18 protein-coding genes and 1 other annotated feature are annotated in these 17,134 nt (G+C 56.6%); of the genes, 15 read left to right on the forward strand and 3 right to left on the reverse strand.

What is annotated here, in order from left to right; translation table 11 throughout:
- Positions 1-104: 104 nt before the first annotated feature.
- The gene (locus KVT28_RS11685) at positions 105-1,463 is read right to left on the reverse strand and encodes an APC family permease (protein WP_101763400.1); all 1,359 of its coding nucleotides are present in this window, start codon (positions 1,461-1,463) and stop codon (positions 105-107) included.
- Positions 1,464-1,834: 371 nt separating this feature from the next.
- Positions 1,835-3,253 carry a glutamine synthetase family protein gene (locus KVT28_RS11690; RefSeq protein WP_192234497.1) on the reverse strand — a complete coding sequence of 473 codons (1,419 nt, stop codon included), beginning with the start codon at positions 3,251-3,253 and terminating at the stop codon, positions 1,835-1,837.
- A gap of 210 nt (positions 3,254-3,463) precedes the next feature.
- On the opposite strand from KVT28_RS11690, the gene puuD reads away from it, so the two are divergent.
- Genes puuD through KVT28_RS11705 form a run of 3 tightly spaced genes read left to right on the forward strand, consistent with a single transcriptional unit; the run spans position 3,464 to position 6,084 of the window.
- Positions 3,464-4,228 carry a gamma-glutamyl-gamma-aminobutyrate hydrolase gene (gene puuD, locus KVT28_RS11695; RefSeq protein ID WP_217548600.1) on the forward strand — a complete coding sequence of 255 codons (765 nt, stop codon included), beginning with the start codon at positions 3,464-3,466 and terminating at the stop codon, positions 4,226-4,228.
- A complete protein-coding gene (gene puuR / locus KVT28_RS11700) occupies positions 4,225-4,782 on the forward strand; it encodes an HTH-type transcriptional regulator PuuR (protein ID WP_008104818.1) in 558 nt (185 codons plus the stop codon). The genes puuD and puuR overlap by 4 nt, the downstream gene beginning before the upstream one ends.
- 24 nt (positions 4,783-4,806) lie before the next feature.
- Entirely contained in the window at positions 4,807-6,084 is a 1,278-nt protein-coding gene (locus KVT28_RS11705; protein WP_101763397.1) for an FAD-binding oxidoreductase, read from the forward strand.
- Between the two features lie 100 nt (positions 6,085-6,184).
- Here the strand turns inward: KVT28_RS11705 and KVT28_RS11710 are convergent, their stop codons facing one another.
- On the reverse strand, positions 6,185-7,012 hold the full coding sequence (locus KVT28_RS11710) for an SDR family oxidoreductase (protein WP_217548602.1): 828 nt from the start codon (positions 7,010-7,012) through the stop codon (positions 6,185-6,187).
- 176 nt (positions 7,013-7,188) lie between these two features.
- On the opposite strand from KVT28_RS11710, the gene hisL reads away from it, so the two are divergent.
- The 12 genes from hisL to KVT28_RS11770 all read left to right on the forward strand — a co-directional run bounded on the left by hisL (position 7,189) and on the right by KVT28_RS11770 (position 17,082).
- Positions 7,189-7,236: a his operon leader peptide gene (hisL, locus tag KVT28_RS11715; protein WP_100396937.1), complete on the forward strand. Its 48-nt coding sequence runs from the start codon at positions 7,189-7,191 to the stop codon at positions 7,234-7,236.
- Positions 7,212-7,333: a sequence feature (His leader region), on the forward strand. Its footprint overlaps the gene before it by 25 nt.
- Positions 7,334-7,386: 53 nt before the next feature.
- The gene (gene hisG / locus KVT28_RS11720) at positions 7,387-8,286 is read left to right on the forward strand and encodes an ATP phosphoribosyltransferase (protein WP_210081861.1); all 900 of its coding nucleotides are present in this window, start codon (positions 7,387-7,389) and stop codon (positions 8,284-8,286) included.
- Positions 8,287-8,290: 4 nt separating this feature from the next.
- Positions 8,291-9,598 carry a histidinol dehydrogenase gene (gene hisD / locus KVT28_RS11725; RefSeq protein ID WP_217548604.1) on the forward strand — a complete coding sequence of 436 codons (1,308 nt, stop codon included), beginning with the start codon at positions 8,291-8,293 and terminating at the stop codon, positions 9,596-9,598.
- On the forward strand, positions 9,595-10,671 hold the full coding sequence (hisC, locus tag KVT28_RS11730) for a histidinol-phosphate transaminase (protein ID WP_192411543.1): 1,077 nt from the start codon (positions 9,595-9,597) through the stop codon (positions 10,669-10,671). Before hisD ends, hisC begins: the two co-directional genes overlap by 4 nt.
- Entirely contained in the window at positions 10,668-11,735 is a 1,068-nt protein-coding gene (gene hisB, locus KVT28_RS11735) for a bifunctional histidinol-phosphatase/imidazoleglycerol-phosphate dehydratase HisB (protein WP_137386098.1), read from the forward strand. The genes hisC and hisB overlap by 4 nt, the downstream gene beginning before the upstream one ends.
- Positions 11,735-12,325, forward strand: a complete 591-nt coding sequence (gene hisH, locus KVT28_RS11740; protein WP_101763389.1) for an imidazole glycerol phosphate synthase subunit HisH — start codon at positions 11,735-11,737, stop codon at positions 12,323-12,325. The genes hisB and hisH overlap by 1 nt, the downstream gene beginning before the upstream one ends.
- The gene (hisA, locus tag KVT28_RS11745; protein WP_192411542.1) at positions 12,325-13,062 is read left to right on the forward strand and encodes a 1-(5-phosphoribosyl)-5-[(5-phosphoribosylamino)methylideneamino]imidazole-4-carboxamide isomerase; all 738 of its coding nucleotides are present in this window, start codon (positions 12,325-12,327) and stop codon (positions 13,060-13,062) included. The genes hisH and hisA overlap by 1 nt, the downstream gene beginning before the upstream one ends.
- Entirely contained in the window at positions 13,044-13,820 is a 777-nt protein-coding gene (hisF, locus tag KVT28_RS11750) for an imidazole glycerol phosphate synthase subunit HisF (protein WP_192233420.1), read from the forward strand. The genes hisA and hisF overlap by 19 nt, the downstream gene beginning before the upstream one ends.
- Positions 13,814-14,425 carry a bifunctional phosphoribosyl-AMP cyclohydrolase/phosphoribosyl-ATP diphosphatase HisIE gene (gene hisIE / locus KVT28_RS11755; RefSeq protein ID WP_101763386.1) on the forward strand — a complete coding sequence of 204 codons (612 nt, stop codon included), beginning with the start codon at positions 13,814-13,816 and terminating at the stop codon, positions 14,423-14,425. Before hisF ends, hisIE begins: the two co-directional genes overlap by 7 nt.
- 88 nt (positions 14,426-14,513) lie before the next feature.
- Positions 14,514-14,990 (forward strand): YbaK/prolyl-tRNA synthetase associated domain-containing protein, encoded by a 477-nt coding sequence (locus KVT28_RS11760; RefSeq protein ID WP_217548606.1) that lies wholly within the window; start codon positions 14,514-14,516, stop codon positions 14,988-14,990.
- Between the two features lie 66 nt (positions 14,991-15,056).
- A complete protein-coding gene (locus tag KVT28_RS11765; RefSeq protein WP_217548608.1) occupies positions 15,057-15,854 on the forward strand; it encodes an ABC transporter substrate-binding protein in 798 nt (265 codons plus the stop codon).
- A gap of 112 nt (positions 15,855-15,966) precedes the next feature.
- On the forward strand, positions 15,967-17,082 hold the full coding sequence (locus KVT28_RS11770) for a succinylglutamate desuccinylase/aspartoacylase family protein (RefSeq protein WP_217548610.1): 1,116 nt from the start codon (positions 15,967-15,969) through the stop codon (positions 17,080-17,082).
- The last annotated feature ends 52 nt before the right edge of the window (positions 17,083-17,134 follow it).

A 17,134-nucleotide genomic window follows, 5' to 3' on the forward strand; every position in this document is an offset into this window, starting at 1 on the left:
GGAGGAAGATGGTGCTCTATACGAGTGAGGAGGTGCATGTGGCAGCGTCTCCTTCCCCCGCTTGCGGGGGAAGGCCGGGATGGGGGACAGCGACGTCGATCAAATCACACTTCTTCGCTGAACTGCGGAACCGGGTTGCGGAAGGTGCGGGTCACAAAGGCGAGGTAAATAATACCAATCGCTGCCCACACCAGGCCGAGCACCATGGAGGTCTCTTCCAGATTAATCCACAACGCACCCACCGTCAGGGCACCCATTACCGGCAGCACCAGATAGTTGATGTGATCTTTCAGCGTCTTGTTACGCTTCTCACGGATCCAGAACTGCGCAATCACCGACAGGTTCACAAAGGTGAACGCCACCAGCGCACCGAAGTTAATCAGCGCAGTTGCGGTTACCAGGTCGAAGTTGATCGCCATCAGCGCGACCGCGCCCACCAGCAGCACGTTCAGTGACGGCGTGCGGTATTTCGGGTGCACGAAGCCAAAGAAACGCTGCGGGAACACACCATCGCGGCCCATCACGTACATCAGACGTGAAACGCCTGCGTGCGCGGCCATACCGGATGCCAGCACCGTCACCACCGAGAAGATCAGGATGCCAATTTGCAGCGCTTTACCCGCCACGAACAGCATGATCTCTGGCTGTGAAGAGTCCGGATTCTGGAAACGCGAGATGTCCGGGAAGTACAGCTGCAGGAAGTAAGAAACCCCAATAAAGATCACACCACCAATCAGCGCGGTGAGGAAAATCGCGCGCGGGATGGTGCGTTCAGCATCTTTGGTCTCTTCTGACAGCGAACTGATACCGTCAAAGCCAAGGAACGAGAAACAGAGAATGGTCGCACCGGTAATCATCGGGACTACGTGCGCATTCTCAGACCAGAACGGTCTGCTGCTGGTCAATGTCCCCTCGCCAACACCGTGTGCCACACCGTAAACCACCATACCGGTAATCACTACCATCACTACCACCTGCAGCACCACGATCACGCTGTTGAAGTTGGCAACGGTTTTGATTCCACGCAGGTTGGAGATGGTCATAAAGGCCACCAGCAGCACCACGAAAATCCACGACGGAATGCCCGGCACCAGCGTCTCAAAGTAGCTTTTCGCCAGCAGGATGTTGATCATCGGCATGAACAAGTAGTCCAGCAGTGATGACCAGCCAACCATAAAGCCGACGTGCGGACTGATTGCCTTCTGAGCATAGGTGTAAGCGGAGCCCGCAGATGGGAAGCGGCGTACCAGCTTGCCGTAGCTCACGGCAGTAAACAGAATCGCGATCAGGGCGAAAGCATAAGCGGTGGCGACGTGGCCGTCGGTCAATCCAGACACGATACCAAAAGTATCAAACAGGGTCATTGGCTGCATATACGCCAGGCCCATCATGACAACCGGGATCAGGGTCAGAGATTTTTTCAGGTGTGCACGCTGAGGTGCGGCAGAGGTGTTAAGCGACATTGTTCAGGCCCCCGCAGACGACAACCGCGATCGGTTGGGCTACAGGGCTACTGCGCAATTTGCTGCAGTGAGAAGTGATATTAGTGTTTACGATTGTCGCGGCGCCGTAGTCATCACGGAAGCGAGAACCAGCCTGCGCTGGTGCAATGTTAAACAGTCCCATCTTTGTTTTCCTCAAATCTCACGCACAAGCGTGTTTGTCAGTATCTATCTATCCGGATGCGTGTCCGGCCTCGTGTGAATGTCAGTGAGTACATCATGCAAAAAAATAACCGACGCGGTTAACGTCGGTTAGTTCTCATTTTGCAGGGCGCGTATTTTGCCCCAACTTATGCCATCGGCACAAGACGTTAGATCAATTCTTCCGGCACTCAGGCATTCTTGAGCATCCAGTCGATTTCCGTCGAGGTGATTAAGCGCTCAAACTGCATCAGTTCATACTGTTTGCAGCTGTGCCACACCCCGCTGAAACGCTCGCCCAGCAGCTTTTGCAGCGGATAGCTATTCTCAAATTCATACAGCGCATCACTCTGCCGAATCGGTAATGCCAGCCCTTCGGCTTCATGTCCATTGCCCTGCACCGCATGCGGTAAAGGTAGCTGATTATCCAGACCGTGCAAGATACCGGCAAGAATTGTTGACACCACCAGATAGGGATTTGCATCCGCACCGGCCACGCGATACTCGATGCGATGGTTATCCGCATCGCCACAAGGCACACGCAGCGCAACCGTGCGGTTGTTGTGTCCCCATGACGCCTGCAGCGGTACATAGGCTTCCGGCAGGAAGCGGCGATAAGCGTTCACGTTCGGCGCCAGCAGCGCCATTGAAGCCGGCATTAAATCGATCATGCCCGCCAGCGCGCGTTTCATCAGCGGTGAATCGCTGCCATCATCGAGCGCAAAGGCGTTGTGATCGGCGGCATCCAGCATGCTGATATGCACATGCATGCCGCTGCCTGCGTACTCTTCATAAGGCTTGGCCATGAAAGTGGCGGTCATGCCGTGATTTTCCGCCACCTGACGCACCAGCCGTTTCAGCTGGATAGCGTGATCGCAGGCTTTCAACACGTCACGTGTGTGATGCAGGTTGATTTCGAACTGGCCGGGCGAGGCTTCCGCCAGCGCGCCATCGGCGGGAATGCCTTGCAGCTTGGCCAGATGGTCGATGTCCCGCAGTACGTCAGCGAAGTGATCGAGATTATCCACTGAATACACCTGGCTCTGCATATTGCGTTCGTCACTGCCCGGCGAACACGGCGGCTGAATGAAGCCCTCCGCATCACGCTTTTTATCCACCAGATAGAACTCCAGCTCTACCGCTACCACCGGGAACAATCCTCGATTACGCAGCTGTTGCCACAGCCGATTGAGAACATTACGGGGTTCAACGTCAAAGGGAGTGCCATCTTGGTTACACATGGTCAGCAACAGCTGAGCGATGTGCGTGGGATCGGCGGCAGAAGGAATTAAGGTGCCGGGCACCGGCATGCAGAGGTGGTCGGGTTCGCCCAGTGACTGACCCAGTCCGGCGTCTTCGACGGTGTTACCGAGAATATCCATAGCGAAAACCGAGGCCGGGAAGTAACACCCTTTTTCCAGTTTTGCCAATGCGGAGATGGGAATGCGTTTACCGCGAAATACCCCATTTAAATCATTAAGAAGAATATCGACATACTGCGTTTCAGGATGGCGTTCCAGCCAGGTTTTGACCTCCAGCTGGAACGCGCTTGTTCGTTTCTCTTCACTGTGTCGCGTGAAGTCTTCTACTTCTACGAGGTTCGTCATGATCCCACCCGCCCTTTACCGTTTAATATTGGTGCGCGCAATGCTCAAAATAACAGCCACTCCACTAACATAGCGCTAACGCAAAAAGTGTGCAAATGTAACAATTCTGTTTGAGGAATGAACGATCGGTTGCTAGATTGACAAAATATTGCACACTTTTAAGGCCAGCCGCGCATTTCCGGCGAAAATATTGAACAGCAACGCGGAGACGTTATGGGCATTATTTTTGACAAGCCCTTGATTGGCGTAGTGATGTGCCAGAATTTTATCGGCAGCCACGCAGGGCAAACGATTCATAACAAATATCTCGACGCTATCATGCTTGCCGGTGGCGTGCCGCTGCCCTTGCCGCATCAACTGATGCAAGCACCTCATCTATTAGAAAACAGTATGACCGTGCTGGATGGCATTTTGCTGACCGGCAGCCCCAGCAACATTGAACCCTGGCATTACGGCGCGGACGGTAAAGAGGCGCATGCCGATCCGGCGCGCGATCGCCTCGCCTTTGGGCTCATCACCCATGCGATCGGTAAAAAGATGCCGATGTTCGGTATCTGTCGCGGTTTGCAGGAGCTGGTGGTCGCTAATGGCGGTGCGCTGCATCGCCAGCTGCATATGACACATCTGTTTCAGGAGCATCGCGAAAACGACGCGTTATCGCTGGATGAGCAATACGCGCCGGCACATACCGTGCAGCCAGAAGTGGATGGCATGCTGAGCCAACTGCTCGGCAGCGCCGAACCTTTTGCGGTCAACTCGCTGCACGGGCAAGGCATCCGCGAAACCGGTCCGCAGCTGCATATCGAAGCGCGCGCGCCCGACGGGCTGGTTGAAGCCGTAAGCCTGCCAAAGCACCCTTTTGCCCTTGCGGTGCAATGGCATCCGGAATGGCACTCCGATCGCGATCCGGTCTCGCGCCGTTTGTTTGAGGCTTTTATCCACGCCGCGGTCTGTTATCACAAGGAAAAACAGCCATGAATGATGCCACTCTGGCACCCGGACGTCGCTTATCGCAGATCCGGCAGGAGTTGGGATTGTCTCAGCGTCGCGTCGCTGAGTTATCAGGTTTAACGCACAGCGCCATTAGCACTATCGAACAGGACAAAGTGAGCCCGGCCGTCAGCACCTTACAGAAGCTGCTAAAAGTTTACGGGCTGTCGCTCTCAGAGTTTTTCTCCGAACCCAAAATCAATGCCACGCCGCGGGTGATTGTACGCCCGGAAGAGTGCGTGGAGATCGGCAGCCTGGGCGTATCGCTTATGCTGATCGATAACGGTGCCGCACGGCGCGCGCTGGCGATGCTGCTGGAGCGTTATGAACCCGGCGCCAGCACCGGCGAGAAGTTACGCCATCCCGGCGAGGAAACCGGCACCGTGCTGGAAGGGGAAATCACGCTGGTGGTCAACGGCCAGAGTTACCATCTCTATCGCGGTGAAAGCTATGTGATTGATACCGGCTTGCCGCACAGTTTTACCAATACCTCAGATCAGCCGTGTCGCATTGTTAGCGCGCATACGCCCGCCAATTTCTAAGATTTCGCGCTTAAGGAGGATTTAATGCAACATGTGGGAAGTTATTACGCCGCTACCGCCAACGCCCATGAGCCGTGGCCGGCGCTGCAAGAGTCGGTGCAGTGCGATGTCTGCATCATTGGCGGCGGTTTTACCGGACTTTCATCCGCGCTGTTTCTCACCGAAGCCGGTTACGACGTGGTGCTGCTTGAAGCGGCGAAAATCGGCTTTGGCGCCAGCGGCCGCAACGGCGGCCAGGTCGTCAACTCCTACAGCCGCGACGTGGATGTGATTGAGCAGCGCTACGGCAAACAGACCGCACAAATGCTTGGCAGCATGATGTTTGAAGGCGCGGAGATTATTCGCGACCGCATCGACCGTTACGCTATCGCCTGCGACTATCGTCCCGGCGGCATTTTCGCCGCACTGAATCAGCGGCAAATGGGCCATCTGCGCAGCCAAAAAGCCCTTTGGGCACGCTATGGCAATCACGATTTGGAGCTGCTCGACGAACGCGGCATTCGGCGCGAAGTGGCGACCGATCGCTACGTCGGTGGCTTACTCGATAAGCGCGGCGGGCATCTGCATCCGCTTAATCTCGCATTGGGCGAAGCCGAAGCGATTCGCCGTCACGGCGGGCGCATTTATGAGCAGTCGGCGGCGATTGAAGTGAAATACGGCGCACCGCATCGCATAAAAACCGCTAAGGGCGAAGTCAGCGCCACCTTCGTGATTTTTGCCGGTAACGCTTACTTGCCGTCACAGCTTGAACCGCGCCTGACGGGCAAAAGCATGCCGTGCGGCTCGCAGATCGTCACCACCGAACCTTTAACGCGCGATCAGGCTTTGGGTTTGCTGCCGAACAATTACTGCGTTGAAGATTGTAATTATCTGCTCGACTACTTCCGCCTCACCGCCGATAACCGCCTGCTCTACGGCGGCGGCGTAGTTTATGGTGCGCGCGAGCCGGATGACATCGAAGCGCTGATTCGCCCTAAGTTGCTGCGCACTTTTCCGCAGCTGCGTGACATCAAAATCAGCCACCGCTGGAGCGGAAATTTCCTGCTCACGCTATCGCGCATGCCGCAGTTTGGGCAGGTGGAGAAGAATGCGTTCTTTATGCAGGGCGACAGCGGACATGGCGTGACCTGTACCCATCTTTCAGGAAAGTTGATTGCTGAAGTGCTGCGTGGGCACGCCGAGAGATTTGATGCGTTCGCAAAATTGCCGCATCTGCCGTTTCCAGGTGGGAGAAGGTTTAAGGTGCCGCTCACTGCAATGGGAGCGGCGTGGTATGCGTTAAGGGATCGGTTTGGGGTTTAATCTGCTGCGCGCTGATGCCCTCACCCCGGCCCTCTCCCACGGGAGAGGGAGCAAAAGATTCCCTCGCCCGCCTGCGGGAGAGGGTTAGGGTGAGGGGAAATCACTCCAGCGGCATTTTCATCGGGTCATCATACGTATACTCAAACCCCAGCTCACTCGCGATCTTCGAGCCATCAATCACTTTGCCGTTTGAACGCACTGGCTCAGCGACAAACGTCGGTGGCTCAAGCCCCAACTGCTTCGAAACGCTAGGATAGAAACTGTCGCGCGACGGATGTTTCGAGGCACATAAATTGTAAACATGCCCGCCTTTCGGGGTTTGCAGCAACAGCACAATCGCATCGACCACATCATCGAGATGCACCAGATTGACCGCATGACCGCCGTTTTCCAGCCCGGTTTTACCGGCAAGGAAACGACCTGGATGACGATTCGGCCCCACTAATCCTGCGAGGCGCACAATGTCCACGCTGGTGCCGGGCAAATCGTGCAGCCAGTTCTCCAGCTCTACCAACGTCTTGCCGGCGACGGTTTCCGGCTGCAGCGGACTGCTCTCTTTCATTACGCCCTCACCGCTGCCGTACACTGACGTTGAGCTGGTGAAAATAATGCGCGGCACTTTCTTCGCCAGCGCGGTATCCACCACGTTCTGCACCGCCTGCATGTAATCTTCACCGCCTTTTACCGTGCGGCTGGCAGGTAACGTCACCACCAGCGCATCCACCGCCATCAGCGTATCCAACTCTTCGGCTTCACACTCCAGCTCAGGCGTTAGCACCAGCTGGAAGGCTTCGATGCCACAGCGGCGTGCGGCATCCACGCCATCCGGCGAGGTTTTACCGCCAGTGACCTGCCAGCCGCGTGCCGTTAGCGCCATCGCCAGCGGCATACCCAGCCATCCCAGACCTACAATCGCGACCTTTTTCATATCGACTCCTGCTATGGGCTCACACTTCATCTTAGTGCGGGTAGATGTGCCAAACCAGCGTAAACTGTTTCGGGAGATTCCGGAAATTGACGGTTAAAAAAGGGTTGCCAATTGTCACCATCTTCGTTAGGTTATTCAGCACGCAAATGAATACTCATTCAGCAACGGAATTTACTATGACACGCGTTCAGTTCAACCACCATCATCACCATCACCCTGACTAGTCTTTCAGGCGATGTGTGCTGGGAGACGATTAGGATCTTCCAGTGGTGCGAACGCAAAGAGAGCCCCCGGAAGATCATCTTCCGGGGGTTTTTTTATGGGCGAACGCCAACCAACACGTTCAGACAGGATTGAATAAGAGGACAGGAACCATGTTAGATAACACCCGTATTCGCATAGCTATGCAGAAATCTGGCCGTTTAAGTGATGAATCACGCGAACTGCTGGCACGCTGCGGTATCAAAATTAACCTTCAGCAGCAGCGTCTGATTGCGTTTGCGGAGAACATGCCGATCGACATCCTGCGTGTGCGCGATGACGATATCCCTGGCCTGGTAATGGATGGCGTGGTCGATCTCGGTATCGTCGGTGAAAACGTGCTGGAAGAGGAGCTGTTGAACCGTCGTGCTCAGGGCGAAGATCCGCGTTACTTCACGCTGCGTCGTCTGGATTTCGGCGGTTGTCGCCTGTCGCTGGCAATGCCGGTTGATGAAGAGTACACCGGCCCGCAATGCCTGAATAACGCCCGCATCGCCACCTCTTATCCACACCTGCTGAAGAAATACCTCGATAAACAAGGCGTCGCCTTTAAATCCTGCCTGCTGAACGGATCGGTTGAAGTCGCACCACGCGCGGGTTTGGCCGATGCGATTTGTGACCTGGTTTCAACCGGTGCCACGCTGGAAGCGAACGGCCTGCGCGAAGTGGAAGTGATCTACCGCTCTAAAGCGGTGCTGATTCAGCGCGATGGCGAACTGCCGCCCGCTAAGCAAGAGCTGGTCGACAAAATGATGACGCGTATTCAGGGCGTAATTAAAGCGCGTGAATCCAAGTACATCATGCTGCACGCGCCAAGCGAGCGTCTGGATGAAGTGATTGCGCTGCTGCCGGGCGCTGAGCGTCCAACCGTGCTGCCGCTGGCCGGCGATGTGAGCCGCGTGGCGATGCACATGGTGAGCAGCGAAACGCTGTTCTGGGAAACCATGGAAAAGCTGAAGTCGCTGGGTGCCAGCTCGATCCTCGTGCTGCCAATTGAAAAAATGTTGGAGTAATACCATGAGCACGCTGATGACACCCATTGATTGGCAGCAATGCAGCGCAGAGCAGCAGCAAGCGCTGCTGATGCGTCCGGCGATTTCGGCTTCAGAAACTATCAGCCAGATCGTGCGCGACGTGTTAGTTAATGTGAAAGAGAGCGGCGATACGGCGCTGCGTGAATTTAGCGCGCGCTTCGATAAAGCGCAGGTGGATAACCTGCGCGTCAGCGCTGAAGAGATGCAAGCGGCCAGCGATCGTCTGAGTGACACGCTGAAGCAGGCGATGGCCGTGGCCGTGGCTAATATCGAGACCTTCCACAACGCGCAGATTCTGGCGGAAGTGGATGTGGAAACTCAGCCTGGCGTGCGCTGCCAGCAGATTACCCGTCCGGTCAAATCGGTGGGTTTGTACATTCCTGGCGGTTCCGCCCCGCTGTTCTCAACCGTATTGATGTTGGCGACACCGGCACGCATCGCCGGTTGCGGTCGCGTGGTGCTGTGCTCGCCGCCGCCGATTGCCGATGAAATTCTTTACGCCGCCCAGCTGTGTGGCGTGAAAGAGGTGTTTCAGGTGGGCGGTTCACAAGCCATCGCCGCCCTCGCCTTCGGCACCGAAACCGTGCCGAAAGTGGACAAGATTTTTGGCCCAGGCAACGCGTATGTCACCGAAGCCAAACGTCAGGTCAGCCAGCGTTTAGATGGCGCGGCAATTGATATGCCGGCCGGTCCATCGGAAGTGCTGGTGATCGCCGATGAAGGCGCCACGCCCGGGTTCGTGGCATCTGATTTGCTGTCGCAGGCGGAACACGGCCCGGATTCGCAGGTGATTCTGCTGACGCCATCGCTGCAACTGGCCGAAGGCGTGGCGCAAGCGGTTGAAGAGCAACTGGCGCTGCTGCCGCGTGCGGCTACCGCGCGTCAGGCGTTAGCGAGCAGCCGCCTGATTGTGCTGCGCGATTTGGAGCAGTGCGTTGAGATCTCCAACCTGTACGGCCCGGAGCACTTGATCATTCAGACGCGCCAGCCGCGCGATCTGGTCGAAAGCATCACCAGCGCCGGTTCGGTATTCCTTGGCGACTGGTCCCCGGAATCGGCCGGCGATTACGCGTCCGGCACTAACCACGTGCTGCCGACCTACGGCTACACCGCGACCTGTTCCAGCCTTGGCCTGGCCGATTTCCAGAAACGTATGACGGTGCAAGAGCTGACGCCGCAAGGCTTCCTCAATCTTGCCGCGACGATTGAAACGCTGGCCGCCGCCGAGCAGCTGGAAGCCCACAAAAATGCCGTTACCCTGCGTGTTGCCGCGCTAAAGGAGCAAGCATGAGCCTGAATATTGAAGAGTTAGCGCGCGCCAACGTGCGAGCGTTGACGCCGTATCAATCGGCGCGTCGTCTGGGTGGTAACGGTGATGTGTGGCTGAATGCCAACGAATTCCCGCTGCCGGTGCCGTTTGAGCTGTCGCAGCAGACGCTGAACCGCTATCCGGAATGCCAGCCAAAGATTGTCATTGAGCGCTATGCCGCTTACGCCGGTTTGACGCCGGAGCAGGTTCTGGTCAGCCGCGGTGCGGATGAAGGTATCGAACTGCTGATGCGCGCGTTTTGTGAGCCGGGCAAAGATGCGATTCTGTTCTGCCCGCCAACCTACGGCATGTATAGCGTCAGCGCCGAAACCATCGGCATTGAATACCGCACCGTAGCGGCACTTGATGACTGGCAGCTGAACTTGCCGGCGATTGCTGACCAGCTCGACGGCGTGAAAGTCGTCTATATGTGCAGCCCGAACAATCCGACCGGCAACCTGATCAATCAGGATGACATCCGCGAATTGCTGGCGATGACCGCCGGTAAAGCGCTGGTGGTGGCCGATGAAGCCTATATCGAGTTCTGCCCGGACGCGACGCTGGCGGGCTGGCTGCAGGAATATCCGCACTTAGTGATTCTGCGCACGCTGTCTAAAGCCTTTGCGCTGGCCGGTTTGCGCTGCGGCTTCACCCTCGCGAACAAGCCGGTGATCGATCTGCTGATGAAGGTGATTGCGCCCTATCCGCTGGCGACGCCGGTAGCGGATGTGGCTGGACAAGCGCTGAGCGAGCAAGGCATTGCGCTGATGCGTCAGCACGTTGCTGAACTGAACGCCAATCGTGCCTGGCTGTTTGAGCAGTTGCCGCAGATAAGCGTGGTGCAGCAGGTGTTCCCGAGTGAAACCAACTATATTCTGGCGCGCTTCACTGATTCGCCAAAAGTGTTTAAAACGCTGTGGGATCAAGGCATTATTCTGCGCGACCAAAACAAAAACCCCGGCCTTGCGGGATGCCTGCGCATCTCCATCGGCACCCGTGAAGAGTGCGAGCGCCTGATCGCCGCGCTGCAAGCCTTATCAGTGGAGCAAGCATGAGTCAGAAGATCCTTTTTATCGACCGCGACGGCACCATCATTTCTGAGCCACCCACCGATTATCAGGTGGATCGCATGGAGAAGCTGGCGTTTGAGAAGAATGCCATTCCGGCGCTGCTGGCGTTGCAGGCAGCGGGCTATCAGCTGGTGATGATCACCAATCAGGATGGCCTCGGCACCGACAGCTTCCCGCAGGCCGATTTTGACGGCCCGCACAACCTGATGATGCAGATTCTCCGCTCACAAGGCGTGAATTTCAGCGACATCCTGATCTGCCCGCATATGCCGGAAGATAACTGCGATTGCCGCAAGCCGAAGACCAAAATGGTGGAAGCCTGGCTGGCCGCCGGTGCGCTCGATACCGCCAACAGCTACGTGATTGGCGATCGTCTGACCGATATTCAGCTGGCGCAGAACATGGGCATTCAGGGCCTGCGTTACGGCGCGGAAGGCGAAGATTGGGATGCGATTCAGGCGCGCCTGACCAAACGCGATCGTTACGCGCTGGTGCAACGCAACACCAAAGAGACGCAGATTAAAGTCGAAGTGTGGCTGGATCGTGAAGGCGGCAGCAAAATTAACACCGGCGTCGGCTTCTTCGATCACATGCTGGACCAGATTGCGGTGCACGGCGGCTTCCGCATGAACATTGATGTGAAAGGCGATCTCTACATCGACGATCACCACACCGTGGAAGATACCGGTCTGGCGCTCGGCGAAGCGCTGCTGAAAGCGCTGGGCGACAAACGTGGCATCGGCCGTTTCGGCTTTGTGCTGCCAATGGATGAGTGCCTGGCGCGCTGCGCGCTGGATATCTCCGGCCGTCCGCACATCGAATTCAAAGCCGAGTTCAGCTACCAGCGCGTCGGCGATCTCAGCACCGAGATGGTCGAGCACTTCTTCAGCTCCCTCTCCTACGCGATGATGAGCACGCTGCACCTGAAAACCAAAGGCCGTAACGATCACCATCGTGTGGAAAGCCTGTTCAAAGCCTTTGGCCGCACGCTGCGCCAGGCGATTCGCGTGGAAGGCAACACCTTGCCGAGCTCGAAAGGAGTGCTGTGATGAACGTGGTGATCCTCGATACCGGCTGCGCCAACCTGTCGTCGGTGAAGTGGGCGATTGAGCGCCTCGGCTACACGCCGCAGGTGAGCCGCGACCCGGATGTGGTGCTGCATGCCGACAAGCTGCTGCTGCCCGGCGTGGGCACCGCGCAGGCGGCGATGAACCAGCTGCAGGAGCGCGATCTCATCGACTTAATCAAAGCCTGTACTCAGCCGGTGCTCGGTATTTGCCTCGGCATGCAGCTGCTCGGTCGCGGTAGCGATGAGAACGGCGGCGTCACCACGCTCGGCCTGGTTGATGAGCCCGTCACGCTGATGGACACGCAGGATTTACCGCTGCCGCACATGGGCTGGAACCAGATCACCGCTAAAGCGGGCCATCATCTGTTCCGCGACATTCCCGATGGCAGCTACTTCTACTTCGTGCACAGCTACGCCATGCCGGTGAATGCCGCCACCATCGCCCAGTGCGATTACGGTTATCCGTTCACTGCTGCCCTGCAGAAAGATAACTTCTTCGGCGTGCAGTTCCACCCGGAGCGTTCGGGCAAAGCCGGCGCGCAGCTGCTGAAAAATTTCCTGGAGATGTGATGATTATCCCCGCATTAGATTTAATCGACGGCAAAGTGGTGCGCCTGCATCAGGGCGATTACGGCCAGCAGCGCGATTACGGCAGCGATCCGCTGCCGCGTTTACAGGATTACCAACGCCAGGGTGCAGAAGTGCTGCATCTGGTGGATTTGACCGGCGCGAAAGATCCGGCCAAACGTCAGATTCCCCTGCTCACCACCTTACTGCGCGGCGTGACCGTGCCGGTGCAGGTCGGCGGCGGCATCCGCCATCGCGATGATGTGGCGGCGCTGCTGGCAGCTGGTGCCACGCGCGTGGTGGTCGGTTCCACCGCGGTGAAGCAACCGGAAGAAGTCAAAAGCTGGTTTAACGAGTTTGGCGCTGACGCCATCGTGCTGGCATTAGATGTGCGCATTGATGCCAACAACCGCAAAGAGGTGGCGATCAGCGGCTGGCAGGAAGCGGCGGGCGTGACGCTGGAAGAGGTGATTGGCTGGTATCAGCCGGTTGGCCTTAAGCATGTGTTGTGCACTGACATTTCGCGCGACGGTACGCTGAGCGGATCCAACGTCGCGCTGTATAAAGAAGTGTCTGCGGCCTTCCCGGACATCGCTTTTCAGTCTTCAGGCGGCATCGGTTCGCTGGATGACATCGCGGCGTTACGCGGCAGCGGCGCACAGGGCGTGATCGTTGGTCGCGCGTTACTGGAAGATAAATTCACGGTGGCGGAGGCAATCGCATGCTGGCAAAACGGATAATTCCTTGTCTCGATGTGCGTGACGGACAAGTGGTGAAAGGCGTTCAGTTCCGCAACCACGAAATCATCGGCGACATCGTGCCGCTGGCGCAGCGTTATGCGCAGGAAGGTGCGGACGAGCTGGTGTTCTACGATATCACCGCCTCATCGGATGGCCGCGTCGTGGACAAAAGCTGGGTGTCGCGCGTAGCGGAAGTGATCGATATTCCTTTCTGCGTGGCGGGCGGCATTAAGAGCGAAGAAGACGCGGCGCGCATTCTGCAGTTTGGTGCCGACAAGATTTCCATCAACTCGCCGGCATTAGCCGATCCGACGCTGATTACGCGCCTGGCCGATCGCTTTGGCGTGCAGTGCATCGTAGTGGGCATCGATACCTGGTTTGACGAAGTGAGCGGCAAATATCACGTCAATCAGTACACCGGCGACGAAGCGCGCACCAAAGTGACCACGTGGGAAACTCTGGATTGGGTACAGGAAGTGCAGAAGCTGGGCGCAGGCGAAATCGTCCTCAACATGATGAACCAGGATGGCGTGCGTAACGGCTACGACCTGGTGCAGCTGAAGAAAGTGCGCGATGTCTGCAAAGTGCCGCTGATCGCCTCCGGCGGCGCAGGCACCATGCCGCACTTCCTTGAAGCCTTTGAGCAGGCGAACGTCGATGGTGCGCTGGCAGCTTCGGTGTTTCACAAACAAATTATCAATATCGGCGAGTTGAAAAACTTCCTGATCGACAACGGTGTGGAGATTCGCGCGTGTTAACTGCAGAACAACTGGCCAGGCTGGATTGGGTCAAAACCGCGGGCATGATGCCCGTTATCGTCCAGCACAACGTTTCCGGCGAAGTGCTGATGCACGGTTATATGAATGAAGAAGCGCTGCAAAAAACCCTCAGCGAGGGCAACGTCACCTTCTTCTCTCGCACCAAAAACCGTTTATGGACCAAAGGCGAAACCTCGGGCCACTTCCTGCAAGTGGCGAGCATTACGCCGGACTGCGACAACGACACGCTGCTGGTGCTGGCCAATCCGATTGGCCCAACCTGCCATCTCGGCACTTCCAGCTGCTTCTCACCGGCTGCGCCAGACTGGACGTTCCTCTATCAGCTCGAGCAGCTGCTGGCTTCGCGCAAAAGCGCTGATCCGGAGAGTTCGTACACCGCGAAGCTCTACGCCAGCGGCACCAAGCGTATCGCGCAGAAAGTGGGGGAAGAAGGCGTGGAAACGGCGTTGGCGGCAACGGTTAACGATCGTCACGAGCTGACCAATGAAGCTTCGGATCTGCTTTATCACCTGATGGTGCTGCTGCAGGATCAGGAGCTGGATTTGAGCACCATCATCAATAATCTGCGCGCGCGTCATAAATAACGTTTCGTAGGGTCGCCATTCATGGCGACCAATGTCCCAGGCGCGCATAAATGCGCACCCTACGCTATTCATCAGCATGGAAAACACCATGACCACCCATGAAAAACTGATCGCCCTGCTCGACCAACATCAGGCGCGCTATCGCGTGATGGAGCATGAAGCGACCGGCAAGTGCGAAGCGGTGGCGGCAATTCGTGGCACGGAAGTAGGGCAAGGTGCGAAGGCGCTGGTGTGCCATGTGAAAGGCAACGGTATCAAACAGCATGTGCTGGCGGTGCTGCCTGCCGATCAGCAAGCCGATCTCAGCAAAGTGGCGGCGGCAGTAGGCGGTCGCCGTGCTTCGCTGGCCTCGCCTGCGGAAGTGGATACGCTGACCGGCTGCGTATTTGGGGCTATTCCGCCGTTTAGCTTCCATCCTGATTTACAGCTGGTGGTCGATCCGCTGCTGTTTGAACGCTATGACGAAATCGCCTTCAATGCCGGATTGCTGGAGCAATCGGTGGTGCTGAATGTTGCGGATTATCGGGCGCTGCATAATGGTAACGTGATGAAAATAATCCTCTAATTGCCTTGCCAGGCCCTGAGCGGTACTCTTTCTGACTCAACATCACATCAAAAGAAGACCGATATTATGGCAAGTTCTCGTTTAACCGCCCGCCTGCGTCAGACGCTGGCGCTGGCTGTGCTGGCAGGTTGCGCGTTTGGTGCGCAGGCAAAAATTGATCAGGTGCGTTTCGCGGTTGATCCCACCTATCCTCCTTTCGAATCCAAGACGCCACAGGGCAAACTGGTTGGTTTTGATATCGACCTCGGTAATGCGCTGTGCCAGCAGATGCAGGCCAAATGCGTGTGGGTCGAGAGCCAGTTCGATGGCATGATCCCGGCGCTGAAAGCGCGCAAGTTTGACGCCATCCTGTCGGATATGGGCATCACCGAAGAACGTTTGAAGCAGATTGATTTCACCGTGCCGCTCTACGACACCCATACGCAGCTGATTGCGCGTAAAGGTTCTGGCTTGCTGCCAACTGCTGAATCGCTAAAAGGCAAAACCGTGGGCGTTGAGCAAGGCACCGTGCAGGAGCGTTATGCGCTGGCCAAATGGCAGCCGCATGGCGTGCAGGTTGTACCTTATGGCGATCAGGCACAAGTTGAGAGCGATTTGATTTCGGGTCGTCTTGATGTGGTGTTTACCGATGCTGCTCAAGCCGCCAATGGTTTCCTGAAACATCCGCAGGGCAAAGATTTCGAACTGGCCGGCCCGATTGTACAGGATCCGATTATCGGTCCGGGCACCGCGATTGGTCTGCGTAAAGGCGACACCGAACTGAAAACCGCACTGGATAACGCGTTTGCCGAACTGAAGAAGAACGGCACTTTCGATAAAATTCAGAAAAAGTACTTCGCAACTGACATCTCCATCCAGCAGTAATCTTTTGGGCGGCTTTTTTGCCGCCCTTTTTGCACTCAGCACTATAATTCCATCAGAAAATGCATCTGGCGTCGCTGAAAGCGTGCCATGAATAAAGGACATCGATAGCGTTATGCAACAACAACATCATCCTCTATTGAGCGCCTCGCTGGGCACGCAACGCGAAATTGTCAGCTTCCACTTCGGCACCGATTCGCAGCAACGCGTCTATATTCAGGCTGCGCTGCACGGCGATGAACTGCCGGGCATGGCGGTGGCATGGTACTTGAAACAGAAACTGCTGGCGCTGGAATCTGCCGGACAACTCAAATCCAAAATCACATTGGTGCCGGTGGCGAATCCTTTAGCCATGGGACAACACTGGCACGGTAGCCATCTCGGGCGTTTCCATACGTTATCAGGACAAGACTTTAACCGCCGCTTCCCGGCATTGGGTGAAGCCTTGGTTGAGGAACTCGCTGGATCACTGACGCAAAGTGAATACGAAAACAAACGCCTGATCAGGGAAGCGATTGATCGCCATTATCGTGACCGCATTGCCCGCACCGAACTGGATGCCCAGCGCTTTACGCTGATGCGTATGGCGAGCCAGGCCGATTTGATGATTGATCTGCATTGTGACTGGGATGCGCTGCCGCACCTCTACACCACGCCGCACGCATGGCCGGACATTGAACCTTTGGCGCGTTGGTTAGGCAGTGAAGTGCAGTTGCTGGCGCAGATATCTGGCGGTGAACCGTTTGATGAGGCTTGCTGTGAGCCGTGGCTAACATTGGCAGAGCGTTTTGGTGATGAGTATCCGATGCCGCGCGGCTTGCTGCCGGTGACGCTGGAACTGCGCGGTGTGGCGGATGTATCGCCTGAGATGGCGGAGAATGATGCTGACGCGATTATCAATGCGCTGATTGAGGGAGGATATATTTCCGGTGAAGTGGGTGAATCCCCTGCCCTGATTCATCCGGCGACGGCGCTAGCGGGATGTGAGTATATTCATGCGGCGCAATCTGGATTGGTGTTTTACCGACGTAATTTGGGCGAGTGGATTAAGGCTGGGGAAGTAGTGGCGGAGGTTGTTGATCCCATTACTGACCAGGTGATGCCGCTGGTGGCAGAGTTTGGTGGCGTGTTGTATGCGAGAAATTTGACCAAGTTTGTGACGGCGGGGATGTTGGTGGTGCGGCTGGCTGGGGAGAATGCTGGGAGAAGGGGGGAGTTGTTGGTTGGGTAACAGCCCATAAATTACCGTACTAAAATAATTAAAACAGGTAGCTGCTAAACCA

This window comes from Pantoea sp. GbtcB22, from assembly GCF_019091025.1.
In the GTDB taxonomy this organism is placed as follows: Bacteria; Pseudomonadota; Gammaproteobacteria; order Enterobacterales; family Enterobacteriaceae; genus Pantoea; species Pantoea leporis.